This window comes from Mucilaginibacter rigui, from assembly GCF_014773275.1.
Taxonomy (GTDB): domain Bacteria; phylum Bacteroidota; class Bacteroidia; order Sphingobacteriales; family Sphingobacteriaceae; genus Mucilaginibacter; species Mucilaginibacter rigui_A.
This window is the reverse complement of record NZ_JACWMW010000002.1, coordinates 626,103-652,304: the sequence shown is the minus strand read 5'-3', so window position 1 is coordinate 652,304 and position 26,202 is coordinate 626,103. Positions and strand designations below refer to the sequence as shown.

Here is a 26,202-nt window from a genome sequence, read left to right as displayed (position 1 = left end):
CATTAAACACTACAACCATCTTATCACCAGCGTTTCTTCGGCTTCTATGCTGATGTGGTTGCCCCCGGCTTTCCCCCCGTTATTGGCAAAAATAACGATGGGTTGTAAGGATGGGTTTTTCAGTATCAGCTTAAACTCGCGGCGTATTTCTGCTTTATTGATGATGATGGTTACCCATTCTTTATCGTTGCCCATTACTTTCATCAATACGCCTTTTTGGGGTTCTTCAAAAATAAAAGGCAGGTTTAATGAGGTATAATGAAGTGATTTGGCAAGGAACATGTTGAGGTGGCCGTAATCGCCAAGTATACGGCTACCCAGTCCAATAAGTGAGGGCAGCCAGTAAACATTACCCTTACCAAGGGTGTTTTGTACAGCCAAAAGCTCGCCGGCCTTGTGTGATAAAGAGGTTGCGTTATAAGGTTTTAAAGTGCCGCGCCACTGGTATGCGGGCAGCGCTACGCCGTCAATAATCAATTCTTCCATGTCATCAATGGCTTTGTATTCCAATACATCGGCACCGAATAAATTACGTAGCGGGAAGCCTAAGCGTGTGGTGGCAACAGCGTTCTCATCATAATAACCTGTTAAGCCATCGGCCATAAGCTTACCTCCTTTTTGCACAAAGCCTGTTAGCAAGGGCCAGTATTTTGATGGGATAGAAATTTGGTGTGGCAGAATAATGGCTACTCCATTGTAATCGCCTTGCGTAAAATCAAATTCGCTTATCTCCTTAAAACTGGCCTGTACCCCGGCTTCACTCAAGGCTTCAAAATAGGCAATGGCCGATTTCATCACCCCGCCCTCATCGCGCCCTTCATAGCTTTTGCCGCCCATTTGCAGTTTTTTCTCGATCCAAAGCGATTCACGGGTGTACAGGATATTAATGCCCGATGATGCTTCTTTAGCGTCCTCAAAAAAGCCAATATGCTCATTAAGGGTTTCTATTACATCCGCAGCGGCCTTTAACCTGTCGGACGGTTCGTTATGGGAATTTAGCATCGCCCATTCGCCGGCTTCGATACCCGACGAGCGAGGGTTTAAACACCAGAATATAGCCCCCTTGCTTTCACTTCCAATAGCTATCCATAACCACTGGCTTATTTCTTCTTTTGTAGGGCAAAGCGCTAAAAAGCCACTATAGGTGTTGTTGCCTCCCTGCAATTCGGTCATAAACCAGGGAATCTCACCTGCGCCCGAGCGGATGATCTCGCAATTAGCGGCAACAGCCAATGCGTATTGCCCGCGGTTAAAGTAACCGAAGTGCCAGCTGGCGTGCGCTGAACCGCCAAGGCTGGTCAAAAAATCGCGCCAGTTGGTAAAATCATATTCAGCCACATTTTTAAATATGGCGTGGTTGTTTACATGAATAATACTCCCTGCATCATGCTTATGGATCTCGTCGGTCAGCCATTTTAAAAACCAGGTATTATAATACAGGTGAAAGCGCTCATCAGCAAAATCGAAATGATTATAGCCGCCACTAGTATATTCCGGGTTGGCCTGTTCTTTTTTCCACGCCTGGTATTTATCGGTAGCGAACTGCTCCTGCGGAAAGTGGCCGACGCCCGGCTCGTTCACCGGGACCCAGCCATAGCAGGAATTGAACTGTTTAAAGTGCGAAACCACATTTTCAATATATCGTGCTATAGCCCCAAGGTGGTCTTCATCTTTTGGGAATTTTAATCCGCCCAGGTCGGTAAAGGCCGTGGCCGGGAACAGGTTGCCATAAATTTTGATGCCATATTTATCGGCTGCCTTGTAGGCTTCGTCAAATAAGGTGTAATCCCATTTGCCATCGGGCCGGTGCATATAGGTTTCAAACAGGCGGATGCGGGTAACCGTCATGCCGGTTTCCTGCAGGCGGCGAAACCAAAGGTCTATTTCTTTGGGTGTTTGCCCGGGTTCAATAAAAACCTCGGCACCTATCATAATGGGCGTAGCTTGCTGTTTCGATGAATAGGACATACTTATTTTACAGGCTGTACATCCTGCAATTAAGTAACTTTTAAAAAGGGGAATGGTTTTAAAGCCCGTTATGTTGATTGAATATAACTATGCAACTGCTCTATCGTTTCTTTTTGCGAGTGGATAGTTTCGTAAACCACATCGTTAATAGAGATGATACCGCAAAGCTGTTCTTCCTTATCAAAAACCGGCAGGTAGCGGATGTTATTCTCGCTCATGATGAGCATACAACTATCCACCGATGATTCGGGCGTTATCTTTGGGAAATCATTGCTCATGATCTCGCCAACGGTAGTATCATCAGAGTGTTTACCCATTAGTATGATCTTACGGGCATAGTCGCGCTCGGTTACCAGGCCAATATAATTATCGTTCTCGGTTACCACTACCGAGCCAATATTTTTTTCCGACATCAGCTTCAGCACATTTAAAACGGTGGTTTTGGCAGGCACAGCAATAACATTGCTGCCTTTACGGGCAAGGATGTGTTTTACGCTTTTCATACTTTGGGGTTATTTGGTATTTTGAATTTACAAATAACTAATAGAAAAACAACAAGTTATGACGAAAATATTTAATTATGCCCGGGCAGGGCACTTATAAAAGCCTTTATTTAAGCATTTGTAATAACAATTTCTGCAAGTGTTCACGTTCACTGCCGTGAACACTGTTTAAATTTATAAACTACTTATAATAAGCTATTTGCAAACAATAAAGGTGACAGTGCCTTGTCACCTTTATTGTAAAATATATTAATACAGCGCAGGCGGAATAAAAGGATATTACAGGACTTATTTCGCCAATAAACGGCCTCAGAACGCCCTGTCGGATCAGCCGATGGCGATCACCTTGTCTTTTAACACCCCGAATACCTTATCGGCCTTGCGGCTCAGGATGGCCACCTTGCCCGTAAACTTACCGAATGATGGCAGGATAGCCTGGTTTTTACCAAACGCGAAACAAGGCAGCGTAACGCTTTGCCTGCCCCGGCCAACCAAACTAACGCCGGGATGGATGTGCCCGCATAATACATAACCGCCTTCGGCTTTTACTTCAGGATCGGGCAGGGGGTGGTGCAGCATCAGGAAGGGGCCCATGGTTAGTTCCTTGTGCAAGGTAATACCCAGGTTGGTATAATGGTTATCACTGATAATGTCGTGGTTGCCTTTTATCAGGACGATCTGTAGCCTGGGGAACTGGCTGCGCCAAAGCACAAACCAATCCCAGTCGTTATTCATATCGCTGTGAAACAAATCGCCCAGGAAGATCAGCTTTTCGGGCCGGTACTCGTGTATCAGATCGGATAATACAGCCAGGTCATCCTGCTCCATATTGCGGGGGATGGCGATACCGGCCTTGCGGAAATGCCCCACCTTGCCAAAATGCACATCGGCCGCCAGCAGGGCTTTCTCCTGCTGCCAGTAAATAGCCTTTTGTGGTAACAGTAAAAGATCCTGATCTAAAAATTGGAAGGGAGTACCCGCACTCATCGTCATATGGGGTGCAAAGATAAGGTTTTTGGGGGTTTGGTGAGTAGTGAGTGGTGGCAGGGCAGCGAATTAACTCACTCCGCGGCAGTACATGCGCTACCCTCTCTTCGCTGCGCGTAAAGAGGTTTTAAGAAATCCAAATTCCCCCACCCACTTTTCGAAGCAGAGAGGGTCGACGAGCGAAGTAATGTCGGGGTGAGTTAGCTCGTAAAGCGATGTATTAACCGATTAGTAAATTATTGTAATATTGTTTTATGGAAATTAAAGAAGCGCAGCATCTGGTAGATAACTGGATAAAAACAACCGGTGTACGGTATTTTAACGAGCTAACCAATACCGCCATGTTAATGGAGGAGGTTGGCGAGGTGGCACGCATTATGGCAAGGCAATACGGCGAGCAATCCTTTAAACAATCGGACAAGGAGGTGAACCTGGCGGATGAAATGGCCGATGTGCTGTTTGTACTGATATGCCTGGCAAACCAAACCGGGATAGACCTGACTGACGCGCTGGAGAAGAATCTGCAAAAGAAAAACATCCGCGATGCAACCAGGCACCAGAATAATGAGAAACTGAAATAGCAATTCACGTTATATAATTCCATAAAAATCATATAAACAGAATATTATTCTGTTTATATGGTGAAATCAAAATATAATAACGTAGGTTTGCTATTAACTAACCAAATCTATGTTATTATGAAAAAGCGCCTGTTATTTATTCTGCTTGCCATTGGGATGGCATTCATCGCCTGCAAACATCAACCGGAGGAAAAAGTTAAGTTAATGGAGGTAAGTTTGCCGCCGCCACCAGCTGCTGAAAAAGCATTGTCATCACAGAAGTTTTCTGCACCAGTAATTAAAGCCAACGAGGATAATATAGAACAAGATGCTGATCAAATATCTGACAAAGGCGGCGAAAGCGTACCGCTGGCAACTAACAAGGTTGATATAGAAAAGAAGATCATCAAAGAAGGCGATATCCGTTTTGAGAGTGCCGACGTTGTGAAAACCCGTAAGCAGATCCTTACTTCTTTAAAACATTTTGGCGGTTATGCCGAAAACGACAGCGAAACAACCGATGCCGCGTTGCGAAGTAAGGAATACACCATTGTCGTCCGCATACCGGCCAAAAACTTTGATGCTTTTTTGGGTACCGTTTCTTCTACTGCTACAAAAATAGATAGCCGCAACATCAGGGTAAAGGATGTTACCTCGGAGTTTATTGATACCAAAGCCCGGCTGGATAATAAACTGCAACTGGAAAAACGCTACCAGAACCTGTTAAGCCGTGCCGGTAAAATGCGCGACCTGCTGGATATTGAAGAAAAGCTTACCGAGATCCGCAGTGATATCGAAGCTACACAGGGCCAATTGAACTACATGAGCAAGCAGGTTGCCTATAGCTCGTTAAACATTACTTTTTACACCGTACAACCCGAGCAGGTTGCAACAGGCGATGGCTTTGGCTATAAATTTAAACATGCTTTAACCCGCGGCTGGGATTTTCTGCAGGACCTGTTTTTCAGCCTGATAGGTAACTGGCCTTTATTGATCGTTTTTGCAGTGGTATTTGTATTCATCAAAAGATGGAGAGGACGGAGGGTTGCTAAATAAGCTTAAGCGGCTTTTCATCATGCAAAACAGGCCAATGCTGTCGCGAGTTTAACGCAGCGAAACTCGTGACAGGCAGTAGGCATACGGCAGCTGAAAGCTGTAGCCATGCCGTGTCACGAGCTGAAAGCTCGCGACAGCGGTACTTTTCATCCTGCAAAACAGGCCAGTGCTGTCGCGAGTTTAGCGCAGCGTAACTCGTGACACGGCATGGCTAAAGCTTTCAGCTTTATAGACAAATTATTAATTTAACGGCATGAGCAGAGGTTATAAATTCCATGATCAAAACCGACCGTACTTCGTGACGTTTTCTGTAGTTAGATGGATAGATGTTTTCACAAGGCGAGAATACAAAGATATCCTTGTTGATAGCCTAAAATATTGTATTCAAAACAAAGGGCTTGAATTATATGCATGGGTAATTATGAGCAATCATGTCCATTTGATAATTGGCACTAAGGGCCAACCCATGCAGGATATTTTGAGAGATATGAAAAGACATACCTCTAAAATGCTGCTTAAAACAATCAGCGAAAATGCGCAGGAAAGCAGGCGCGATTGGTTATTGTGGTTCTTTGAACGGGAAGGGAAGCAAAATTCAAACAATGAAACATATCAATTTTGGCAACAGGGGAATCATCCTGTTGAATTGTGGAGCAACACTGTTATCGATCAAAAATTAGATTATATTCATAACAACCCGGTAACTGCGGGATGGGTTGATGAGCCGGAACATTACCTGTACAGTAGCGCACGCGATTATGCAGATGGGAAAGGTTTAATAGATATTTTATTAATGGTTTAGTATAGTAAGCTGAAAGTTTACCTTGTGCTGTATCACGAGTTACGCTGCGCTAAACCCGCGATAGCGTTGTGTTTTTTGATGACTGGTATGGTAAGCTGAAAGCTTACCTTGTGCTGTATCACGAGTTACGCTGCGCTAAACTCGCGACAGCTTTGAGATCTTTATGAAAACGAGTACTGGTCTAAGTTTTCAACTTAGACCTAAAACAAACCAAGCTTTCAGCTTAATTCATTTTGGGTCTATTGCTAAATAAGTTTAACCAGCTTTTCGCCCTGTAATACGGGGATAGCTGTTGTGAGGTCAACCTGCAGGCAAAAGGCTATATCTTTTTCAATGCCAAGCTTTTTGAGGCGTTCGCCATGGGAGGTTTTGCCGAGGTATTTGCTGATATCATTTTTTCCGATCTGGAACAGGTCGTTGGCAGCAATGGCGGGGTCGTCTAAGGTGTAGCCGCTGTGTTTCAGCTGCTCGATAACGGCGCCCGCAAAAAGGGTATCCTCCAGGTTAAAATTGTTTTGCCAGCCGGCGCAAACCAGCAGGATATTGCCTTCATGCTTCTTCAGGTAGTTGCAAAGTGACGTAATATTCAGGAAAGAACCTATCAAAACCTGCTTTGCACTGCGCGAAAGGTGCAGGGCATGGGTGCCATTGGTGGTGGTAAGCACAACGGTTTTACCGGCCACCTTTTCGGGGGTGTAGGAGAAGGGCGAATTGCCAAAATCAAAACCCGCAACCACCTCGCCATTTCGTTCGGCTGCCAGCAGGTAACCGGTGCCCTTTTCGCGATAAGCGGCGCATTCCTCTACTTCCGATACCGGGATAATAGCCTCGGCCCCGTTCTCTATTCCATAACAAATGGAAGATGTAGCGCGGAAAATATCAATGATCACCACCGTATAATCTTCTACCTTATATAAGGGTATCAGTGCCGGGGTAAGGCAAACGTATAAGTTTTTTGTCATTGAGTCATTGGGGCATTAAGTCATTAGTAAATTATCAGATCATCAATCCAAGAATGGCTCAATGACCCAATGATATAATGACGGCGCTACGCGCCTACTTATAAAACGGTGGTTTTACAACCTGTGCTTTTACTTTATTATCGCGGATAAGGATATAGATCTCGGTACCTTCTTTGGCGAATTCGTTTTTTACATAGCCCAGGCCAATTGCTTTTTGCAGCGATGGTGATTGGGTGCCTGATGTTACCTTACCAATAACGTTGCCGTCGGCATCAACAATCTGGTAATCGTGGCGGGGGATACCGCGGTCAATCATTTCAAACCCGATAAGTTTGCGCTCAACACCAGCTTGTTTTTGCTGTTGTAAGGCTTCAGAATTTGTAAATGCCTTGGTGAATTTGGTAACCCAGCCTAAACCTGCCTCTAATGGCGATGTGGTATCGTCAATATCGTTACCGTACAGGCAAAAGCCCATCTCTAAGCGCAGGGTATCGCGGGCAGCTAACCCAATTGGCTTAATGCCGAAAGCCTCGCCGGCTTTAAATACTTCGTTCCAGATATATTCTGCGTGCTCGTTATCAAAATAGATCTCGAAACCGCCTGCACCGGTATAGCCCGTTGCAGAAACTACTACATTATCAATACCGGCAAATGTGCCTTTTTTAAAGGTGTAGTACTCCATCGAACCCAGGTCAATATCGGTAAGGCTTTGCAGCGCATCGGCAGCTTTAGGGCCTTGTACGGCTAATAACGAGGTGCGGTCAGAGATATCTTTCATATCCACACCTTCTGTGTTGTATTTAGTTATCCAGTTCCAGTCTTTCTCAATGTTTGATGCGTTAACCACCAGCATGTAGGTTTTCTCGTCGATGCGGTAAACCAACAGGTCGTCAACTATACCGCCATCTTCGTTTGGCAGGCAAGAGTATTGTACTTTGCCATCATATAGTTTTGAGGCATCGTTACTGGTAACACGCTGTATCAGGTCAAGCGCTTTTTCGCCTTTTAAAATAAACTCGCCCATGTGGCTTACATCAAATACACCTACGCCTTTACGCACGGTATCATGTTCGGCATTAATGCCCACGTATTGTACCGGCATATTGTATCCGGCAAATGGCACCATTTTAGCGCCCAGATCGGTATGTACTTGTGTTAAAGCTGTATTCTTCATGGTTTGTTTAATATCGGGGCAAAAATAGCAAAATAGTGTTACTATTCAGCTCCAATTTCCCGGCGAAAGGTTTGGGGAGAGGCCAAATAGATTCTATAATAGCCAAATGTTGTTTTAACCACAGCGTGCCCGGAGGAAAAAGCACAGAGAGCACCGGGATTGAGTTGGTCGTCAAAATAATTCACAGAAATCTCTCTGTGCTTCTCTGTGAAATCTCAGCTAACTCTGTGGTTAAATAATAAACTATACAGCTGTATTGAGCGGACTGTTTTACACAATTGATTGATAAAAATCGGCAAGGTGGCGGGTAATGGTGTTTACATCGTGCTGCTGCTCTATCAGCTTACGGGCATTGCGGCCTATCTGGCGGCAATAATGCTCGTCGGTGATGCATTTAAGCATGGCGTTGTAAAACTCATCGGCATTATTGGCGATGATAATATTGCTGCCATTTTTGATGTTGATACCCTCGGCGCCGAGCGTGGTAGATATGATGCATTTTTCCATGGCCATACCCTCCACAATTTTTACCCGCATGCCCCCGCCTGATAACAGCGGGACCACCATGATACTTTTGCTGTTCACAAATTCCAGCGCGTCATCCACCTCTCCGTGTATAAACACCTTGCCCAATACCTCGTAATCATCAAATTCTTCGGGGATGTTATGGCCGGCAACATAAAACTTTGCCTTCAGGGCGCCATCAACCAGGTCTTTATGAAAGTTATCAAGAAACCATTCAATGCCCTCCCGGTTAGGCAGCCAATCCAGCGATCCCAGGAAAAAAAGGCTCGGGAAATCAGTTTTGGTATGGTCGGGTTTGTAAAGGGACAGGTCTACCCCTATAGGCAAAACTACAACAGGTATTTTAACCCCGTATGATAATATTGAGGTCTTATCCTGCTCGGTGAACGCCACAATGCCATCAAACTTATTAAACAGTTCAAGCTCATAGTTTTTAATGCGGCGGGCCAGCAATTGCAGGTACCAGCGCTTAAACGGATCGCTTTTTTGCCGGGCCAGCTTTTGCCAAACCTGGTGCTCAATATTATGCGCCCTGAATACGACCTTCGCTTTTGAATTTTTGCGGATAACGCCCAGGTAAGGCGCTACAAAGATGCCCTCAATCTGGATGATATCATACTTATTATCGGTTAGGTTTCTAAACAGCAGTTTTTCAAACCCGGCGTTATAATACCTGTCTATGTTATAAGAGTTTTTGGTGAACAGGTTACTTACCGCCTCAACCGCCGTAATGCGGATATCGATATCGTACTCAATATAGTTTATCTGATCAAGCAGGGCGTCGCGCTCAACCAATACACTGTTCTTTTTTACGTTGAGGGATATCAGGGATACATCGTGACCAAGGGCCACAAGGCCTTTTATGGTATTGCCTACCACAATAGGGTACCCCCCATTTTGCGGGAACGGGGCGCGGTGTGTTAATATCAGTATCCTCAAGGCCGGTAAAATTGGTTGCTCAAATGTATTAAACCTTGCAGGGTTTGGCAATTAAGTTTTATAAATCAACCAGCTCGGGGGCGGTTACGCGGAAAGTTTTACGATGATATGGCGTATGGCCAAGGTTAAGCACTATTTTACGGTGGCTGATGGTTGGGTAACCTTTGTTGCTGTGCCATTCGTACTCGGGATGCTCTAAAGCAATTTGCTTCATGTAATCATCGCGGTAGGTTTTGGCCAGGATGGATGCTGCCGCGATGCTGAAGTATTTTGAATCGCCTTTTACGATACAGGCATGTGGGGTATCGCGGTATTGAGTAAAGCGGTTACCATCAATAATTAAATACTGGGGGATGCAAAGCAGTTTATCAATAGCGCGGTGCATGGCCAGGAAAGAGGCATTAAGTATGTTGATCTCGTCTATCTCTACATTATCACACCAGGCCACAGCATGTGCAATGGCTTTTTCTTCAATTTCGGCACGCAGCTCGTAGCGGGCTTCTTCGGCTATTAGTTTGGAGTCGTTAAGCAGCTTATGCTTAAAATTACGCGGAAGGATAACAGCGGCGGCAAACACGGGCCCGGCAAGGCAGCCACGGCCGGCCTCGTCACATCCTGCTTCAATCAAATCTTTCTGGTACCGGGCTAATAACATCCGCTCTTTTCTCTCCGTTGATTTTACAAATATCTTAAAATTAGTTGCCAGAGTGCAACAGGTGTTTAAAAATATGCAGAATGGGCGGTAAATAAAAAAGGCCGCAGCTTTTAAACCGCGACCTTGAGTTTTGAATTTATTGATCTTTATTAAAAGAATTTAAAGCCTACGCTTAACGCCCATATATTTTGGCGCTGGCCGTAATTTTCGTTTATTTTGGTCAGGCCGCCCTCATAACGCAGGTCGGCAGTAATGTGGCCAATATCAACGCCACCACCAACCTGGTAGCCCAGGGTGCTTTTTTTGTAATCGCCAAAATCATTAAATGCGCCGCTCACGTTGTCGCTAAAGCTTTGGTTTTTATCTAACACATAGCTAAAAATTGGCCCGGCCATTACCCTAAAGTTAAGGTTATCGCCACCAAAGCCCTTGCCTATTAATAAAGGCACGTTTAAAGTGGTGAACCTAACTTTACCTTCGGTGGTTACGGTGCCGCCGTTGTTATTAAAATCAAATTTACCGCCGCTGCTGCCCAGGTAAAGCTCGGGTTGCAGGTAAAGGCTGCTGCCAAAACGTGCGAACAACCCGGCCTGGTAACCGGTAATGGTAGATTCGCTTACGTTGTTGGTGTTGATCTTGGAAAAATTGATACCCGCTTTGGCACCCAGCGAAAACTGCGCTTTGGCACTTATTACAGCCATAAATAGTATGGCCACGCTTAACAAACATTTTTTCATAGTAGTATGGTTTTAGTTTATAAAAACGATTTGATGCGTATTGTTTTTAAAAGTTTAATACGCCGCAGCATATTAAACGTACGCTGCGGTGTATTTTTTATATTTTTGCCTAAATAATTTATTTTATGGCAGAGATAACTATCAGTAATAAAGACTGGGAGCGTATAAAAATAAAGGTGCAAAGAAAATACAACCACCTTACCGATGAGCAGTTGCAATACACCGAAGGGCAGGAAGAAAGCCTGATAACGCGCTTAATGGACCTGGTTAACCGCGACCGTAAATACGTGGTGTTTACCCTTACAAAAGCTTTGGTAAACATAGATACTAACCGCCTTTAAAAACAGTTTATTATAAAAAGCCGTTAGGCTTTTATATATTTATATTTCAGGAGGTTAAGGATGATGGATAAAAGGGTTATAAGCAAATGCAAAAAGCCGGCATTATATGCGGGAGTTTTGGCATTAGCTATAAGTGTATGGAGTTTTCAGGACGATCTTTTCCAGATATCTAAAAACCTGGATGTATTTGCATCGGTATATAAAGAGGTTAACATAAACTATGTTGACGATATCAACTCGGCCAAGCTGATAAAAACCGGCGTTGATGCCATGCTGGATGGTTTAGACCCTTATACTGAATTTGTCCCCGAATCGGAAATTGAAGACTACAAACTGCACTACGTAAGTACCCAATACGGTGGTATAGGCGCCAGTATTTTTGTTCGCGATAATAAGATATATATATCTGATGTTTTCACCAACTTCCCGGCGCAAAAGGCGGATATACGCCAGGGCGACCAGATGTTGAAGATAAACGATGTTGAACTTGCCGGCAAAACCAACGACCAGGTAAGCCAGCTTCTAAAGGGGTCTAAAGGCGCGACAATTAAATTACTAATGAAACGCGATGCCGAAGCCCCGGTAGTAAAAAACCTGGTACGCGACGAGATAAAGCAGCCCAACGTTGTTTACTCGGGCATGGTGGCCGGTAACATGGGTTATATCAAGCTGAACAAATTTTTAGAAAACTCGGCCGATGAAGTTACCGCTGCTTTAACCGCTATTAAGAAAAACAACCCTAACGGCATCATCCTTGATCTGCGATCAAACGGCGGTGGCATCTTGCAGGAGGCTGTTAAAATTGTGAACCTGTTTGTGCAAAAGGATGTGCAGGTAGTATCGCAAAGGGGTAAAATAAAAGAGAAAAACTTTACTTACAATACAGTTAGCACACCTATGGAGCCTAACCTGCCGCTGGTGGTGCTGGTGAACAGCCGCTCGGCATCAGCATCAGAAATTGTTGCAGGTGCCCTGCAGGACCTGGACCGGGCCATTATAATAGGCCAGCGTAGTTATGGTAAAGGGCTGGTGCAACAAACCTTTAATTTGCCATATAACAGCCTGGTAAAGGTTACGGTTGCCAAATATTACGTGCCGTCGGGCCGTTGCGTGCAGGAGATTGATTACACCCACCGAAAGGATGATGGCAGTGTTATAAAAGTTGCAGATTCGGCCATACATGAGTTTAAAACAAAAAATGGCCGTTCGGTTTATGATGGCAGCGGTATTTACCCGGATGTTTTTATTAAGCAGGAACGCTTTGCTAACATCACTCAAACACTGATAAGCAAATTGCTGATATTTGATTATGCTACCAAATACCGCAATACGCACCCAAAACCTATCGACCCAAAATCGTTTGCGCTGACGGACGGGGACTATGACGACTTTATAAAGTTTTTAGACGGCAAGAACTATACCTACAGCACCGTATCAGAAAAAATGCTGAACAGCTTAAAAACACAGGCTACAAAAGAGAAGCAATTTGCCGAAATACAGGCCGAATACGATGCGCTAAAGGCCAAAATGGCCAGCAGTAAAAAAAACGACCTGCAATTACATAAGGATGAAATTAAGCAGGTAGTTGAAAATGAGATAGCATCCCGTTATGAATACGAAAAAGGCCGCTATGAAGCCAACTTTAAATATGATAAGGAACTTGCCGCGGCTGTAAAAGTTATGCAGGATAAAACACAGCTTGCATCTATACTAAAAGGCGTAGGCGATTATAAAACCATTGGCAAGCCGATGCTGGCCATGGCCGGCAAAAAAGCGGCTGATAAAGATGAGAGTGACGATTAGCCCCTCCTCCCCCCCCTGAAAGGGGAACAAAATATTAAAAGCCTGTTCCTATTCGGACAGGCTTTTTCTTTGAGCTTTATTTTATAGTTGGTTTTGTTAATCTTTCGCTTGCGAAATAACGGCTTCGTTCAAGCGCACATACTCTTCGTCGTTACTATCTTTAGCTAATTTTACACCCTGCTGGGCGGTAGCAATAGCCGCAGCTTTGTTTCCCATTTTTAGCTGGATACGAGCTTTCCATAATTTATACCATGGGCCGTTAGGCTCAAGTTTTTCGGCCTCTAATGCCCATTGCATGGCCTTTTTAAGATCTTTATCGTTCTCATAATAATACTGAATAGCATTAAAGTAAGGGCGCTTTTTAATATCGCCTTGCATTAATTTTTCAATATTGGCGGTTATCTGTGCATCATCATCTGTTTGCATGTGTATAGGCACTGCGGTGTGGTCCCAAATAATGTACAGATCGGTATTTTTTGTAGTAGAGTTGGCAAAAGCCATCGTAAAGGTTTCGCGTTTCTCTTTAACAGTTATAGGTTTTACAGTAAAACGTAAAAGGTCGTCTTCTTTTTTATAGCTATAGGCGCCCCACTGTTTAACCGTTTTGTTTAGTATAATAGTCCAGGTGTTTTGCCCGGGTATACTAAACAAAGAGTAGGTGCCGGCCGGCACTTTATTACCCTCAATTAATACATTTTCGCTAAAATTGATAGTGGTGGCAGCATTTGCACCCGTACGCCAAACCTCGCCATAAGGGTTTATACCACCAAATATTTTACGCCCCTTAACATTTGGGCGCGAGTAGGTAATGGTTATTTTACCCAGGCCAAAGTCTTGTATAATGGTTTGTGTTGAGCTGGCCTCAGGTATACGGGGCTGCTGCTCCTGTGCGTAGGTATTTAAAGTTACACATGCCAATAGCATGGTAAATGCATATATAATTACTTTTTTCATTAGTATAATTTAGCACTAAGATAGTAATTGTAAGATGAATTTTTGGTGAAAAGGTTTACGCGGGAGGTATGCAATTGCCGTAAAAAAATAAAAGCCTCCCAACCTTGCGTCGGGAGACTTTCAACCTAAACCTTATCACAATTAACCGGCAAGTTTGCCGGTATGCATAGGTTAATACAAATACTGTACCAAATATTGTTAAATGTTTAAGCTTGTTTTAAATGTGTCGTTATAACGCAATGAAGGGCGATTTAATGTTAAATTAACATGTCATAAATATCCGCCAAGCTGTCGGTTGTGGTCATTTTTATACAAAAAGTCTTATTTATTATTCTTTTGCAGCTGTTTTACGGCGTAAATAATGATCAAGCAGGAAAAGCCCCATCACCAAATCAAAAAACAGGAAGGCTTTTACAACCGGGCCCGTGAAAAATGTATTTACATGCGGTATCTGCATGTTTAACTGTTCAGGAATTTGAACACCATTGCCTGCCGACCAGTTAACGGCACTAAACATATAAATAACTAACGCAGAAAGGGTAAGCACAAAAAACGATGCTATCCCCAATATAATACGCTTATCAACAGCGGCCTTTAGGGGTTGCTTTGCTTTTTCGGCACGGATGGTTTCCATTACATTGTAGCTAAATGCCATCGATGGTTCATCAAGCTCCATAGCAGCAAACTCATTGTTAAGCTGTAACAACTCATTGTACTTTTTACGATATACTTCGTCCTGTTCAATGAGCATGGCAATGGCCTTATGCTCATCAGGCGGGCAGTTACCATCAATGTAGTCCCAAAGTTTTTCTTCTATACTGTTCATATCAGTTCGTTAACTTCGTGTTTTAAATTACGCTCCAGCCGTTCTTTTAAACGCTGTCGCGCCCTAAATAGTTTTACCTTAACGGTATTGGCTTCTATCCCCATTACCTGCGCAATTTCTTCAAGGGATTGTTCGCCTTTATAAAACATGGTAATAATAGTAGCATCATCAGGCAATAGTTGTTCTATAGCCTGGTTTATATAATACGATCGCGATTTATTCTCAACGTTATATTCATCGTAGCCGCTGGGTTTGTTTTCTATCTGTATGTAGCTTTCGTCGTCATCAATAGAGGAGGTATCCAGCCTTCTCTTACGCAAAAATGTCATGGCAGTGGTATAAACAATACTATACAGCCACGTACTAAATTTTGATTGCTGCTGAAAAGAGCTTAATGAACGGTAGGCCTTTATAAAGCAATCCTGGGCAATCTCTTCAGCATCCTCTCGCCCCTTTGCAAAGCGTAAAGCCAGTGTAAATACAAACCGTTGGTGGCGCTTCACCAGGTCGGCGTAGGCCGATTGGTTGCCCCCAAGGGTTTGTTCTATCAACTCAATATCTGAAAGCTTGCTTTGCATATTATACAACCTCTCTGACTACACCATTTGTAGTTAGGTTACACCTCATTTACGATTACTGGGCTTACCGAATAAATTTAAGCATTAATACATATAATACTATAAATGCGATATCTAAATCGCCATCCATAAATCTAAAATATTTACATCTGGGTGTAACCTGATTAAAAAACGTGTGGTCATAGCTTACAAATACACCATTATGGTGGCTTAGCAAACAAAAATTATTAATTTATTTAAACTTATATTATCATGGACGCAGAATTTTTAATCCCAATCTCAATTTCACTGGGGCTTTTCGCAATGATCTTCGGAATCTTTTATATCCGCAATCGCGAACGTATGGCAATGATAGAACGTGGCATGGACCCACGCAGCTATAAAGCACAACCCGCACCTTACCAAAACCTTAAATGGGGGTTGTTACTAATTGGAGCAGGCTTAGGTTTATTTTTAGCTTACTTGCTTGACCGCACCGTTTTTGAAAGCACCCGCGATGAGAATGAAGCTATATACTTTGGTTTAATAGCCATATTTGGTGGCCTTGGCCTGGTGCTTTCATACCGTATCGAAAAGAAAGAACTTTATGATAACGGACATAAAAAAGAAGCCTAATAATCAGCCGGATACAATTTTACAGGGAGCCCTCAAGGCTCCTTTTTTATTTGTAATAATATTAAAAAAACATATTATCTTTATACTAAATCTAATTATCATGAAAAATAAAATATTTTTAATGTTGCTAATGGCAGCAGGCTTTTCAGCGAATGCTCAAACCACAGAAAAGAAAACAAAAATAGATAACGTTTCTCTGGCAGTTTATAATGTAGATGCCAGAAACAATGAGAAAGAAGGTATCTATGCCGTTAAAAACCTGAGTAACGATGGTTTATGGTTACAGGGTATTTACAAAGATGACCAGCGGGCAGGTACCTGGAATTTTTTTAATAAAGATTTTAAACTGGCCATGCGTTATAATTATGACCAGAAGAAACTTGCTTTTGTTGATGCCAACACGCTGAAGAATGTATCTGTTAATGTTTTGAGTGACGATAACAAGATAAAAAATGGCGCTTCGGCCCCTTTGCCTATATGCTCTGTTGATTATTATTTACAATTATTGGCAAATAATATATATGGATTTAGCGACAGCAACAATTGGGGGAAAGATGCTGAAATAACTGCACACATTGGCACCGATGGCAAAGCGACATATAGCGTAATATTCATGGTTGATGGCAAGAAATCAGCAAAACAAAATGTTAAGCTATCAAACGATAAGTTTGCTATTGAATGGATCCCGAGTATGTATAACAACAAACCGGTAGAAGCAGAGTTTACCGCTTATGTTAAAATTGCGGCCGACGAGTCTGTTCCTGATCAAACCAAAAGGGTTAGATGGGATAACTAACCTAACTAACGAGTATAAAACAAAACGGCCTGCCAAGATATCTTGGCAGGCCGTTTTGTTTTATAGGTATCGTTCCTTTATAATATTGAGATGATAAAGCTCATGCCCGGCAGTAATATACACCAGGGCGGCAACTTTAACCAGCGCGCCACTGGCCACGCCGCTGCAGGCCAGTTGCCCCGGGCTGAATGACCGGTACAAAAATAAGGTAGCCTCACGTACTGCCTTAAATTCATCGGCAAGGCTTTGTATGCTGCGGCTGTTAAAATCGGTACTGTTTACGTAGGTATCCTGGTCAAAGCCGGGCAATGATATATCCTCGCGAGAGAATACAAATGCGCGGAATGAGAACACCCGTTCGGTATCTATCATGTGCCCAAGCACTTCCTTTAGCGTCCATTTACCTTCAGCATACGCATGCATGGCTTGTTCTTCAGTTAGGCCATGAAATAATTTATATGTTGATACCTGGTTATCGGCTAACACCTGCAATACATCTGCGCCATCCGGTACTAAATTTACATAACCGGCAGCATAAGGCGCGTAATCATCAAACTTTGGCTTGTTTATCATATCTTATGGTTTTTAATACAATCCTAAAGGTTGTTCCTTTGCCTATCTCACTATCTTTTACAAAAATTTGCCCGTTATGGTAATTCTCTACCATACGTTTGGTAAGCGAAAGGCCTAACCCCCAGCCACGTTGCCTGGTGGTGTATCCCGGCTGAAACACAGTGTCAAATTTTGAGCGCGGGATGCCTTTCCCGGTATCAGTAATATCAATAAATATTTGCTTTTTTTGCTTACTGCCGTGTATCTGTACTTTAATAACTCCCGTTTCATCGATAGCATTAACGGCATTTTTTAAGAGGTTTTCAAGCACCCAATCAAACAGAGGGATGTTTAACCCTGCAGTTAAACGGCGGTTGCCCGTCATTTCGAAAGTTATTTTATTACTTACCCGCACTTTAAAATAGTCTACAAACTCTTTTACCACTTCATATACCATATGCTCTTCCAATTTCGGTTTCGAGCCAATTTTTGAGAAACGATCGGCCACTATTTCCAGCCGCTTAACATCATTCTCCATTTCGGCCATTAGCGGGTCGTCTTCTGCATTAAACTTATCTTTTATCAGCTCTATCCAGGCCATTAATGATGATATTGGGGTACCTAACTGGTGAGCTGTCTCTTTGGCCAGGCCCACCCAAACCTGGTTCTGCTCAGATTTGCGCGATGAACTGAAAGCGGTATAAGCCACCATTAAAAATATAGCGATAACTGAAAGCTGGATGTAAGGGAACATCTTTAGCTGGGTAAGCAAGGCCGAGTCTTTATAGTAAACAAACTGCGGTTCATTCAACATAATAAACTTTATTGGCGCATGCTGTTTTTTCATATAAGCAAGCTCGTCATTAAAGTACCCAGGGTCATATTGCAGTTTACGTTGCTTCAGTTCGGCCTTATCAAGGTTATTATTTGTTTTAGTAGCATCGAGCCCGCGCCAATTGACAATCTCGCCTTTCGAATTTGTTATTATAGCGGGCACTACCAGGCTGTCTCTTACTGCAATTACATAACTCAAAAAATCATTATCGTAAGTGTTTACCAGTTGTTTCATACTTAAGGCCCAAACCTGGGCCCGGGTACGTTCAGATACCGAGATCTTCCTAACCAAATAGCTGGTGTAAAACAACGATCCGCTGGCTATAACTACGGCAAAGGCAAGCAAAAAATATTTCCAGCGGCGTTTTTGTTGGTACGGGTTCATAACAGATACATCAAATAACGGGATTTTTTTTAGAACCCGTGCCTGGCAATCCAGATCATTTCAAGCCTTTTTCTACCTGTTCTATTACATTTGATAGTTCTTCAGCACGTTTATCCCAGGTATTATTTTCGGCAGTTTTTAAACGTGCAGTACGTTTTTCGGGCGTATCGCCCGCCATTTCAGATAAAACGTATTGCAAAAACGTTTCTTTATCGTCGGTTATTTTAATGAGGCCGGCAAAATCAGCAATGTCGCCAAAAGCCGTACTTACCACAGGCAACCCCGCCGCCAGGTACTCGTTTATTTTCATGGGATAAATGCCTTTCGTAAAATCATCCTTTACAAATGGTATTATCCCCACCGAAAAAGTTTGCAGGTAAGGGGGAAGTTGCTCGGGCATTTTGGGCCCTTCTATTTTTACGTTGGGGTATCTACTTAATATATCCTTTGCGCGTTCACTTAATATACGGCCTACAAATACAAATTCGGCATCGGGCATATTAGTGAACAGATGGTGCAGCAAATCATAATCGCTGCGATCATCAACCGTACCCACATAGCCAACCACCTTTTTGCCGGGGTTGGGGCTTTGATTAAATCCTTTTTTAAAAAGGTCAACTTTTACTGCGTTCTTTACTATAAAACACTGTTTACAAAAATCTTTTTTGCTATCATATAACCCTTGCGAGGTAACAATAACTGCATCAACCATTTTCATAAAACCGGCCTCAAGGCGCAGGCCGTGTTTGCTTAACCAATAAGGTGCACCTTTTATCTCATCATAACAATGATATATCAGGGTTTTCTCGTTAAAGGTACGGCCAGTCATTAAACCCATGCCGGGGTTAAACGATGTGAAATTGATCAGCCCGGTTTGCATATTCAACTTTTTCAAAGCTTTTTTCACACTTCGGCGCAGCAGCCATGCATTAAAGGTAAGCAGGCTTTTATAAAGCGCCCCATTTGGTAAAAAATTAACCGGAAAAACCAGCGGAGGGAAAAGAATGTTTACTGTCCCCCCATTGTCGGTAGCAATGGTGCGTAACCGGCTTTTAAGGCCAAAGGCCCTTGCAAAATCTATTTTATCCTTATCGCTTACACCGGCAATAGCATCTTTGTAGGTGTAGGCATTTTCTACAAAAAGGATATTGTTTTGGGCTGACAGCACTTTCATCAGCTCAACTACCGCTTTTATATAATTACCGTTCCACTCGGTACCGCTAATGCATAATATATTACGGTTATTTAACATGCAGGGTGTTATTTAATTGCTAAACTAATAATAAAACACATTTATACTAAACATTGTATAGGTAAAAGAGCTATTTGTGCTGAATTATATACTTTTAACGCGTTTAAATATTCATCAAAATAAATTACCTTTAAAACGGTAAGTAAAACTACCTTTTTTATTAAAACCCTTTTATAAAATGTCTGATAATAAACTGTACGTTCATTATGGTTGCGGCCAAACAGCCCCTGCGGAATGGAAGAATTTTGATGTATCGCCAACACTTGTTATTCAAAAAACACCTGTTGTTGGGTTTCTGCTTAAAAAAAGCCTTGGGCAGGTATTTGATAAGAATGTGCAATATGGCGATATTACCAAAGGGCTACCAGGCATAAAAGACAATACTGCCGACGGGGTTTACTGCTCGCACGTATTGGAGCACATGTCGCTTGAGCATTTCAGAATAGCGTTGCGTAATACCTATAAGATGTTAAAACCCGGTGGTATATTCAGGATGATAATGCCGGATCTTGAAGTACTGGTACGCGATTATATTACCGATAAAGATATAAAGCACGACCCGGAAGCATCTATCACCTTAATAAAAAGAATGATGATGGGGGTTGAAGTACGGCCGCGCAGCTTTAAAGCGGTTACAAAACATTTGTTTGGCTACCTGGAACACCTTTGGCTTTGGGACTGGGAATCGACAGAAAAAGAATTACGCGACGCCGGTTTTACAAATATCCGCCGCTGCGAGTATAATGACTCGGCCGACCCTTTGTTTAAACTGGTTGAAAACCCAAAACGATGGGAACTGGTTGTAAAGTTTGAATGTATTAAATAACGAATACACAATACAAACAAAAGGCTGTATTTACCAGGGTAGATATAGCCTTTTTGTTTTAATAGGAAAAATTTTAACCCTATTAGCTTAACAAATAATTGGTAATTAATTAATTTAGCGGGTATTATGCCCCTGGTTAAATACTATTGCCTTTTAAAAAGATCGGTTTTAAGCATCGCTTTATGTACACTGGCCTGGAATGTTGCCTGCGCCCAAAAGCAGTATGATCAACCACATCTCAAAAAAATAACGCAATTTAATAATATCGATTCGGCCAGGCGATATAGTGATTCGCTTTTAACTCTAGCTCGGCAGCAAAACAATAAGGTTTTTGAAGCTCAGGTGCTTTACCTTACCTCATTTAAATACTACCAGGTTGGTGAAGAGGTTACAGCCCTTGAATACGCACGCCGCGCGGTTGCAAACAGCAGCCCCGAAAGCGACTCTTCTACATACGCAAAATCGCGTATGATGATAGCCTATATGCTAAGCCGCAGCGGGAAAAACGAGGCTGCACTTAAAGAGGCATTTGATGTTTTAAAGTTAACTGATAAACATGGCTGGCGAAAACTGCGGATAGAATGCCGCATCTGTATAGCCGACCTGTATCGCCCTCTGCGCGACCGTAACAGCGCATTGCCCATTGCCTTACAAGCCGTGAATGAGGCACAGGCTATAAAAGATACTTCGCTATACATCGCTGCAGCCAGCATGCTCTCCAATGTATATTCTAACCCGGTAAAGCACGGCACTATACCACCAAAAGACGTTGCTAAAGCTGTTTTTTACCTGGAGCAGGTATTGAGCGGGCCTTATTTGCAAAAGCTATCGGCATTTAAAAAGGTTAATTATATGGGCAACCTGGGCCGTTTGTATGAGATGCAGGGCCGTTATGACAAGGCGGAAGATGTGTTAAACATTTCGTTGGCGGTTGCTCTTAAAAACAACTACCCCTCGCTTGCCAAACATAACCTAAACGAGTTGATGACACTGAGCATCGACCATAAAAATTATAGTAAGGCTGTTGCATATGGACAAAGGGCGCTTGCAATACAATTGGGTGTAAACAGCAACTCTACCCTGCAACGCAATATTTATAATAAGTTAAGCGTAGCTTATGAAGGGTTAAAGGATTATAAGCAGGCCTTTAATTTTGCCGTAAGAGAAAATCAATTAAATGATACCATCCTCACCGCCGAACAAACACGGGCTGCCGCCGAGCTTGATAAAAAATACCTGAATGATAAACAGTTATTACAAGCTGCAAACCGTAATAGCTTACTGCAACAGCAACGCAACTTTACTATCATTATAGCCATTTTTATATTAATTGCTATCATCGCCATATACCGCTGGTTTGTTTACAAAAAGAAAAAAGAGGCTGCTGCCTTAGCACTTGAGCATAAACAACTTGCCAAAATGGACGCGATGAAGTCAAAGTTCTTTGCCAATATAAGCCATGAGTTAAAAACACCGTTAACTTTAATAATTGGCCCCACACAGCAGTTGCTTAACCACAGCACTGCCACAGGTCCCGAAAAAGACAACCTGCAAACCATAGCCCGTAACAGTAAAAAGTTGCTCAATATGGTTAACGAACTGCTTGACCTCGGCAAGATAGAATCTGGCACATTGGCCGTAAAACAGCAACCCGTGCAGCTGGCATCGTTCATAAAACTTATTTACCAAGGTTTTGCCTCGGCTGCCGAATACAAGGATATCGCCTATACACTGATCTGTAAAATTGATGAGCAGCTGTATGTATCGTTAGATCGGGATAAGTTTGAACGGGTAGCCAATAACTTTATCAGCAATGCCATCAAATTTACCCCGGCAACACAATCGGTAAATATTATAGCAGGAATAGATGACGACATGATTTGCTTTAGCGTGCAGGATAATGGCCCCGGGATACACCCGCAAGACCTTTCTCAAATATTTGACCGCTATTACCAGGGCAACCAAAACCATATAAATGCCGAAGGCGGCACCGGCATTGGCCTATCAATTGCCAAAGAATTTACAGAATTGATGGGCGGCCGCGTTGAAGTTGAAAACACCTATGGAGAAGGTGCTACATTTAAGGCTTATATTCCATTAGTACCGGTTACAGTACAAAACAGCCTGGTTACTTTACAAGATGATGATAATGTACAAATACAGCCCGCCAATGCAACAGCAGGCAATAAGCTTATTTTATTAGTTGAAGACCACTATGAGATGGTGAAATATATTGCCTCTATACTTTCGCCGTATTACAGGATAAAAACTGCCAATAATGGTGTTAAAGCGCTGGAAGTTTTGCAATCGGCAGATGTGCTGCCCGATCTGATCATATCAGATGTAATGATGCCCGAAATGGATGGGTTTGCCCTGCTTGGCAAATTAAAAGAGCAGTCGGCTTATTGCCACATCCCCGTAATAATGCTTACCGCACTGGCAGATAGCCGGAACAAGCTGCATGCATTAAGCATAGGGGTTGATGACTATCTTACCAAACCCTTTGTAAGTGCAGAATTACTGGCCCGGGCCAATAACTTATTAAAGAATGCCTCGGGCAGGTTTTATGATGATGATAATGAAACCGAGGGGCAAATAACCGTTGAAACGGTAGTAAAGCAAAAAGCCGTACAACCATCGCCGGCCGACTTGGCCTGGTTAAACGATCTGGAAAAAACTATAAGGAGATATATTGGCAAAACCACTATCAACTTGTTGCTGGTAAGCGATGAAATGGCCATCAGCGAGCGGCAGTTGTTTCGCCGTATTAAAGGCATTACCGGTTTAACACCTAATAAATATATCCGCATTATACGCCTGCAGGTGGCGCGGGAGGCTATTGAGAGTGGCAGATACCGCACAATTGCCGAAATTTCATATATGGCCGGCTTTGAAACACCCACCTATTTCAGCAAGCTTTTTAAAGAGCACTACGGGCGCGATGTAAACGAACTTTTATAGTATAAAGCAACCGGAATTTAACTTTTATTAAAAAATGGCGGTTTTATGCGCTTAAATGGCAGTTTTGTTAATATGAGTGGCAGTTTTGTTTAACTTAAACACCCCACTTTTGGGGAAACCCTTAATGAAATGGAACTTATATTTAACGAGCAAAAGGCTAAGCCCCAAATTGATGCAACGGCTAAACAAAAAGTATCGTGCCCGCGTTGCGGCCGGAGTGGTTGCGAACGTGTAAAGCGCGGATCCATTGTAAAAATATTTTTACCCTGGTTAAAGCTAAGGCGCTATCAATGCCATGGTTGCCTGCGTTATTTTTATAGGTTAAAAAATCTGTAACTAAATTACCCTACATCTGCAATTAAATTATAAAACATGGTAGTTTGTTGCTAATATTACGGCGGATAGTGGCTATAAAAAAGCCGCATCCGTCTTAAAATTGCCGGCAATGAAACATTATGGCCTAATTGGGTTCCCGCTTTCGCACTCATTCTCTAAAAGGTATTTCACAGAGAAATTTGAAAAAGAAAATATAACGGATTGCACTTACGAATTATATCCGCTGGAAAATATTGCAGACCTTTCAAAACTCCTTCACGAAAACCCCAACTTGTGTGGTTTAAATGTTACCATCCCGCATAAAGTAAAAGTTTTAAAACAGCTTGACTGGATTGAGCACGACGCAAAAGGCGCCGGCGCGGTTAACTGTATCCGCATTACATCAGAAAGCCCGGTGCAGGCCGCTTTCTCGGGTGAGCTTGGTATAAAAGGGCACGATTTTAGGCTGGAAGGTTATAACACCGATATTTATGGTTTTGACATGTCGTTATCACCGTTGTTAAAAACCCAACATGATACAGCTCTTATATTAGGCGATGGAGGCGCGGCAAGGGCCGTTAAGTGTGTGCTTGATAATAAAGGCATTACCTACAAGTGCATAACCCGCAAACCCGCCGAAGGGAACATCCTTTTTAGCGACCTTAAGCCAAAAGATATCAGGGATAATAAACTCATCATCAACACTACGCCCGTGGGCACTTACCCTAATGTTGACGAATGCCCGCCAATACCGTATGAAGCCATAAACGATGAACACCTGATGTTTGATCTGATCTATAACCCCGAAGAAACACTATTTTTGAAAAAAGGTGCAGAAAAGGGCGCAGTTACAAAAAACGGATACGAAATGTTAGTATTGCAGGCAGAAAAGGCCTGGGAGATATGGAACTCAAAAGAAAAGCACCCGTGAGATATTTTGTACTGATAATAGCTGCTTTACTCCTTGCCGCCTGCGGTGGCAATGCCGATTATTCGCCAAAGCCGCGGGGGTATTACCGTATCGTCTTCCCTAAAAAAGATTACCAGGCCTATAACGAAGGCTGCCCCTTTACGTTTGATTATCCAAAGTACAGCAAAGTTGAAGCCGACAGGGCTGCCAATGCCAAACCTTGCTGGCAAAATATACAGTTCCCCCAGTTTAATGCCACGCTGCATTTAAGTTATGAGCAAATCAAGTCAAAAAAAGAATTTAATGAACTGGTAGAGGATGCGCATAAACTAAGCTTTAAGCATACCGTAAAGGCAACCTCCATTGATGAAGGTATAATTGCCTACCCCGACCGCAAGGTTTACGGCATATATTATACTATTGACGGGAACGCCGCGTCATCGGCGCAATTTTTTTTGACTGATAGTACCAAACATTACCTGCGCGGCGCATTGTACTTTAATTCCGAGCCACGGTTGGATTCGATACAGCCCGTCCTTAATTTTATTAAGAAGGATGTGGATGTGATGATCAAAAGTTTCAAGTGGAAATAACCCCCGGTTGTCATTTCGAACGAGGTACGAGGAGAAATCTTGTTAATTATGCAAAGTTCGCCACCTGTCAATTGACAGGATTTCTCACTATCGTTTCGAAATGACATATTGTTTATTTGCTATGCCCTGCTAATAACCTACTTTTGCAACCATGGCTACCGTTCAATCCTTTGTAAATAATCCCTACCAGGAAAACACCTATCTGTTATTTGACGAAACCGGCGAATGCGTTATCATCGATCCCGGCATGTACACCGCTGCCGAGCAAAACGCAGTGGTGGCTTTTATTAAGGATAATAATTTAAAACCGGCACTGTTGTTAAACACCCATTGCCATATTGACCATGTGCTGGGAAATAAGTTCATTTTCGACCAATATGGACTAAAACCGCAGTTTCATGAAGGCGAATCGGAGGTACTGGCGGCGGTTGTAGCCTATGCACCATCAATGGGCTTCAGGTACGACCCATCTCCACTGCCTGATACTTACCTGCCCGAAACCGGCACCGTTAAGTTTGGCAATACCGAGTTGCAATTAATATTTGCACCCGGCCATTCACCCGCGCATTTGTGTTTTTATGATAAGGCAGCAAACATACTGATAGGTGGCGATGTATTGTTCAGAAACAGTATTGGCCGTACCGATTTGCCCGGTGGTAATTATAGTACGCTGATCAAAAATATTGAAGAGAAGCTTTTTTTACTGCCCGATGATTGTACGGTTTATCCCGGCCATGGCCCCGAAACAACCATAGGCTACGAGAAACAAACCAACCCATATTTATAATAAGCA

At 42.8% G+C, this 26,202-nt stretch carries 26 protein-coding genes; 12 read left to right on the top strand and 14 right to left on the bottom strand.

The annotated features are described in order from the left end of the window. Positions 1-9: 9 nt before the first annotated feature. The 3 genes from IDJ75_RS10060 to pdeM form a co-directional block, all read right to left on the bottom strand. Positions 10-1,968 (bottom strand): beta-galactosidase trimerization domain-containing protein, encoded by a 1,959-nt coding sequence (locus IDJ75_RS10060; protein WP_191175491.1) that lies wholly within the window; start codon positions 1,966-1,968, stop codon positions 10-12. Between the two features lie 68 nt (positions 1,969-2,036). After that, complete coding sequence (locus IDJ75_RS10055) at positions 2,037-2,471, bottom strand: CBS domain-containing protein (RefSeq protein WP_191175490.1); 435 nt, start codon at positions 2,469-2,471, stop codon at positions 2,037-2,039. A 327-nt stretch (positions 2,472-2,798) separates the two neighbouring features. Further along, positions 2,799-3,458: a ligase-associated DNA damage response endonuclease PdeM gene (gene pdeM, locus IDJ75_RS10050; protein WP_191175489.1), complete on the bottom strand. Its 660-nt coding sequence runs from the start codon at positions 3,456-3,458 to the stop codon at positions 2,799-2,801. A gap of 254 nt (positions 3,459-3,712) precedes the next feature. On the opposite strand from pdeM, the gene IDJ75_RS10045 reads away from it, so the two are divergent. The 3 genes from IDJ75_RS10045 (at position 3,713) to IDJ75_RS10035 (ending at position 5,876) form a co-directional block, all read left to right on the top strand. Beyond that, entirely contained in the window at positions 3,713-4,039 is a 327-nt protein-coding gene (locus tag IDJ75_RS10045) for a nucleotide pyrophosphohydrolase (RefSeq protein ID WP_191175488.1), read from the top strand. Positions 4,040-4,156: 117 nt separating this feature from the next. Next, positions 4,157-5,074 (top strand): DUF4349 domain-containing protein, encoded by a 918-nt coding sequence (locus IDJ75_RS10040; protein WP_191175487.1) that lies wholly within the window; start codon positions 4,157-4,159, stop codon positions 5,072-5,074. A gap of 253 nt (positions 5,075-5,327) precedes the next feature. After that, a complete protein-coding gene (locus IDJ75_RS10035) occupies positions 5,328-5,876 on the top strand; it encodes an REP-associated tyrosine transposase (RefSeq protein WP_191175486.1) in 549 nt (182 codons plus the stop codon). Positions 5,877-6,121: 245 nt separating this feature from the next. On the opposite strand, the gene IDJ75_RS10030 is transcribed toward IDJ75_RS10035, so the two are convergent. The 5 genes from IDJ75_RS10030 to IDJ75_RS10010 all read right to left on the bottom strand — a co-directional run bounded on the left by IDJ75_RS10030 (position 6,122) and on the right by IDJ75_RS10010 (position 10,868). Further along, complete coding sequence (locus IDJ75_RS10030) at positions 6,122-6,838, bottom strand: 2-phosphosulfolactate phosphatase (protein ID WP_191175485.1); 717 nt, start codon at positions 6,836-6,838, stop codon at positions 6,122-6,124. Between the two features lie 94 nt (positions 6,839-6,932). Then, positions 6,933-8,012, bottom strand: coding sequence for a glycine cleavage system aminomethyltransferase GcvT (gcvT, locus tag IDJ75_RS10025; RefSeq protein ID WP_191175484.1), 1,080 nt, complete (start codon positions 8,010-8,012; stop codon positions 6,933-6,935). A gap of 270 nt (positions 8,013-8,282) precedes the next feature. Further along, on the bottom strand, positions 8,283-9,476 hold the full coding sequence (locus IDJ75_RS10020; protein ID WP_191175483.1) for a glycosyltransferase family 4 protein: 1,194 nt from the start codon (positions 9,474-9,476) through the stop codon (positions 8,283-8,285). Positions 9,477-9,534: 58 nt separating this feature from the next. After that, complete coding sequence (locus tag IDJ75_RS10015; protein ID WP_191175482.1) at positions 9,535-10,131, bottom strand: ribonuclease HII; 597 nt, start codon at positions 10,129-10,131, stop codon at positions 9,535-9,537. Between the two features lie 149 nt (positions 10,132-10,280). Further along, positions 10,281-10,868 (bottom strand): porin family protein, encoded by a 588-nt coding sequence (locus IDJ75_RS10010; protein ID WP_191175481.1) that lies wholly within the window; start codon positions 10,866-10,868, stop codon positions 10,281-10,283. 125 nt (positions 10,869-10,993) lie between these two features. On the opposite strand from IDJ75_RS10010, the gene IDJ75_RS10005 reads away from it, so the two are divergent. Next, positions 10,994-11,209 carry a hypothetical protein gene (locus IDJ75_RS10005; RefSeq protein ID WP_191175480.1) on the top strand — a complete coding sequence of 72 codons (216 nt, stop codon included), beginning with the start codon at positions 10,994-10,996 and terminating at the stop codon, positions 11,207-11,209. 117 nt (positions 11,210-11,326) lie between these two features. Further along, complete coding sequence (locus IDJ75_RS10000; RefSeq protein WP_317173755.1) at positions 11,327-13,012, top strand: S41 family peptidase; 1,686 nt, start codon at positions 11,327-11,329, stop codon at positions 13,010-13,012. A gap of 96 nt (positions 13,013-13,108) precedes the next feature. On the opposite strand, the gene IDJ75_RS09995 is transcribed toward IDJ75_RS10000, so the two are convergent. The 3 genes from IDJ75_RS09995 to IDJ75_RS09985 all read right to left on the bottom strand — a co-directional run bounded on the left by IDJ75_RS09995 (position 13,109) and on the right by IDJ75_RS09985 (position 15,370). Next, entirely contained in the window at positions 13,109-13,966 is an 858-nt protein-coding gene (locus IDJ75_RS09995; RefSeq protein WP_224746553.1) for a DUF2911 domain-containing protein, read from the bottom strand. A 328-nt stretch (positions 13,967-14,294) separates the two neighbouring features. Then, the gene (locus tag IDJ75_RS09990) at positions 14,295-14,792 is read right to left on the bottom strand and encodes an anti-sigma factor (protein WP_191175479.1); all 498 of its coding nucleotides are present in this window, start codon (positions 14,790-14,792) and stop codon (positions 14,295-14,297) included. Beyond that, positions 14,789-15,370 carry an RNA polymerase sigma factor gene (locus IDJ75_RS09985; protein ID WP_191175478.1) on the bottom strand — a complete coding sequence of 194 codons (582 nt, stop codon included), beginning with the start codon at positions 15,368-15,370 and terminating at the stop codon, positions 14,789-14,791. Before IDJ75_RS09985 ends, IDJ75_RS09990 begins: the two co-directional genes overlap by 4 nt. Positions 15,371-15,622: 252 nt before the next feature. On the opposite strand from IDJ75_RS09985, the gene IDJ75_RS09980 reads away from it, so the two are divergent. Beyond that, positions 15,623-15,985 (top strand): DUF6249 domain-containing protein, encoded by a 363-nt coding sequence (locus tag IDJ75_RS09980; protein WP_317173754.1) that lies wholly within the window; start codon positions 15,623-15,625, stop codon positions 15,983-15,985. A gap of 100 nt (positions 15,986-16,085) precedes the next feature. Then, positions 16,086-16,781: a hypothetical protein gene (locus tag IDJ75_RS09975; RefSeq protein WP_191175476.1), complete on the top strand. Its 696-nt coding sequence runs from the start codon at positions 16,086-16,088 to the stop codon at positions 16,779-16,781. 60 nt (positions 16,782-16,841) lie between these two features. Here the strand turns inward: IDJ75_RS09975 and IDJ75_RS09970 are convergent, their stop codons facing one another. The 3 genes from IDJ75_RS09970 to IDJ75_RS09960 are packed head-to-tail and all read right to left on the bottom strand — an operon-like array spanning position 16,842 to position 19,804. After that, positions 16,842-17,354: a DinB family protein gene (locus IDJ75_RS09970; protein WP_191175475.1), complete on the bottom strand. Its 513-nt coding sequence runs from the start codon at positions 17,352-17,354 to the stop codon at positions 16,842-16,844. Continuing rightward, positions 17,332-18,552 carry a sensor histidine kinase gene (locus IDJ75_RS09965; protein WP_191175474.1) on the bottom strand — a complete coding sequence of 407 codons (1,221 nt, stop codon included), beginning with the start codon at positions 18,550-18,552 and terminating at the stop codon, positions 17,332-17,334. Before IDJ75_RS09965 ends, IDJ75_RS09970 begins: the two co-directional genes overlap by 23 nt. A 55-nt stretch (positions 18,553-18,607) precedes the next feature. Beyond that, entirely contained in the window at positions 18,608-19,804 is a 1,197-nt protein-coding gene (locus IDJ75_RS09960; protein WP_191175473.1) for a glycosyltransferase, read from the bottom strand. 178 nt (positions 19,805-19,982) lie between these two features. Between IDJ75_RS09960 and IDJ75_RS09955 the strand changes: the two genes are divergently transcribed. The 5 genes from IDJ75_RS09955 (at position 19,983) to IDJ75_RS09935 (ending at position 26,196) form a co-directional block, all read left to right on the top strand. Then, a complete protein-coding gene (locus IDJ75_RS09955; RefSeq protein ID WP_224746552.1) occupies positions 19,983-20,630 on the top strand; it encodes a class I SAM-dependent methyltransferase in 648 nt (215 codons plus the stop codon). A gap of 126 nt (positions 20,631-20,756) precedes the next feature. After that, a complete protein-coding gene (locus IDJ75_RS09950; protein ID WP_191175472.1) occupies positions 20,757-23,591 on the top strand; it encodes an ATP-binding protein in 2,835 nt (944 codons plus the stop codon). A gap of 445 nt (positions 23,592-24,036) precedes the next feature. After that, positions 24,037-24,837, top strand: coding sequence for a shikimate dehydrogenase family protein (locus IDJ75_RS09945; RefSeq protein WP_191175471.1), 801 nt, complete (start codon positions 24,037-24,039; stop codon positions 24,835-24,837). Beyond that, entirely contained in the window at positions 24,810-25,409 is a 600-nt protein-coding gene (gldD, locus tag IDJ75_RS09940) for a gliding motility lipoprotein GldD (RefSeq protein ID WP_191175470.1), read from the top strand. The genes IDJ75_RS09945 and gldD overlap by 28 nt, the downstream gene beginning before the upstream one ends. 151 nt (positions 25,410-25,560) lie before the next feature. Continuing rightward, the gene (locus tag IDJ75_RS09935; protein WP_191175469.1) at positions 25,561-26,196 is read left to right on the top strand and encodes an MBL fold metallo-hydrolase; all 636 of its coding nucleotides are present in this window, start codon (positions 25,561-25,563) and stop codon (positions 26,194-26,196) included. Positions 26,197-26,202 lie beyond the last annotated feature (6 nt).

Excerpts from the sequence above, each read along its gene's own strand:
- IDJ75_RS10035 (WP_191175486.1), top strand. The coding sequence starts at position 5,328 with ATGAGCAGAGGTTATAAATTCCATGATCAAAACCGACCGTACTTCGTG.
- IDJ75_RS10045 (WP_191175488.1), top strand. The coding sequence starts at position 3,713 with ATGGAAATTAAAGAAGCGCAGCATCTGGTAGATAACTGGATAAAAACA.
- IDJ75_RS10040 (WP_191175487.1), top strand. The coding sequence starts at position 4,157 with ATGAAAAAGCGCCTGTTATTTATTCTGCTTGCCATTGGGATGGCATTC.
- IDJ75_RS10005 (WP_191175480.1), top strand. The coding sequence starts at position 10,994 with ATGGCAGAGATAACTATCAGTAATAAAGACTGGGAGCGTATAAAAATA.
- IDJ75_RS10015 (WP_191175482.1), bottom strand. The coding sequence starts at position 10,131 with ATGTTATTAGCCCGGTACCAGAAAGATTTGATTGAAGCAGGATGTGAC.
- IDJ75_RS10030 (WP_191175485.1), bottom strand. The coding sequence starts at position 6,838 with ATGACAAAAAACTTATACGTTTGCCTTACCCCGGCACTGATACCCTTA.
- IDJ75_RS09945 (WP_191175471.1), top strand. The coding sequence starts at position 24,037 with ATGAAACATTATGGCCTAATTGGGTTCCCGCTTTCGCACTCATTCTCT.
- IDJ75_RS10055 (WP_191175490.1), bottom strand. The coding sequence starts at position 2,471 with ATGAAAAGCGTAAAACACATCCTTGCCCGTAAAGGCAGCAATGTTATT.
- IDJ75_RS09985 (WP_191175478.1), bottom strand. The coding sequence starts at position 15,370 with ATGCAAAGCAAGCTTTCAGATATTGAGTTGATAGAACAAACCCTTGGG.
- IDJ75_RS09980 (WP_317173754.1), top strand. The coding sequence starts at position 15,623 with ATGGACGCAGAATTTTTAATCCCAATCTCAATTTCACTGGGGCTTTTC.
- IDJ75_RS09965 (WP_191175474.1), bottom strand. The coding sequence starts at position 18,552 with ATGAACCCGTACCAACAAAAACGCCGCTGGAAATATTTTTTGCTTGCC.
- IDJ75_RS09990 (WP_191175479.1), bottom strand. The coding sequence starts at position 14,792 with ATGAACAGTATAGAAGAAAAACTTTGGGACTACATTGATGGTAACTGC.
- IDJ75_RS09970 (WP_191175475.1), bottom strand. The coding sequence starts at position 17,354 with ATGATAAACAAGCCAAAGTTTGATGATTACGCGCCTTATGCTGCCGGT.
- gldD (WP_191175470.1), top strand. The coding sequence starts at position 24,810 with ATGGAACTCAAAAGAAAAGCACCCGTGAGATATTTTGTACTGATAATA.
- IDJ75_RS09995 (WP_224746553.1), bottom strand. The coding sequence starts at position 13,966 with ATGAAAAAAGTAATTATATATGCATTTACCATGCTATTGGCATGTGTA.
- IDJ75_RS10010 (WP_191175481.1), bottom strand. The coding sequence starts at position 10,868 with ATGAAAAAATGTTTGTTAAGCGTGGCCATACTATTTATGGCTGTAATA.
- pdeM (WP_191175489.1), bottom strand. The coding sequence starts at position 3,458 with ATGAGTGCGGGTACTCCCTTCCAATTTTTAGATCAGGATCTTTTACTG.
- IDJ75_RS09950 (WP_191175472.1), top strand. The coding sequence starts at position 20,757 with ATGCCCCTGGTTAAATACTATTGCCTTTTAAAAAGATCGGTTTTAAGC.
- IDJ75_RS09975 (WP_191175476.1), top strand. The coding sequence starts at position 16,086 with ATGAAAAATAAAATATTTTTAATGTTGCTAATGGCAGCAGGCTTTTCA.
- gcvT (WP_191175484.1), bottom strand. The coding sequence starts at position 8,012 with ATGAAGAATACAGCTTTAACACAAGTACATACCGATCTGGGCGCTAAA.
- IDJ75_RS09955 (WP_224746552.1), top strand. The coding sequence starts at position 19,983 with ATGTCTGATAATAAACTGTACGTTCATTATGGTTGCGGCCAAACAGCC.
- IDJ75_RS09935 (WP_191175469.1), top strand. The coding sequence starts at position 25,561 with ATGGCTACCGTTCAATCCTTTGTAAATAATCCCTACCAGGAAAACACC.
- IDJ75_RS10060 (WP_191175491.1), bottom strand. The coding sequence starts at position 1,968 with ATGTCCTATTCATCGAAACAGCAAGCTACGCCCATTATGATAGGTGCC.
- IDJ75_RS09960 (WP_191175473.1), bottom strand. The coding sequence starts at position 19,804 with ATGTTAAATAACCGTAATATATTATGCATTAGCGGTACCGAGTGGAAC.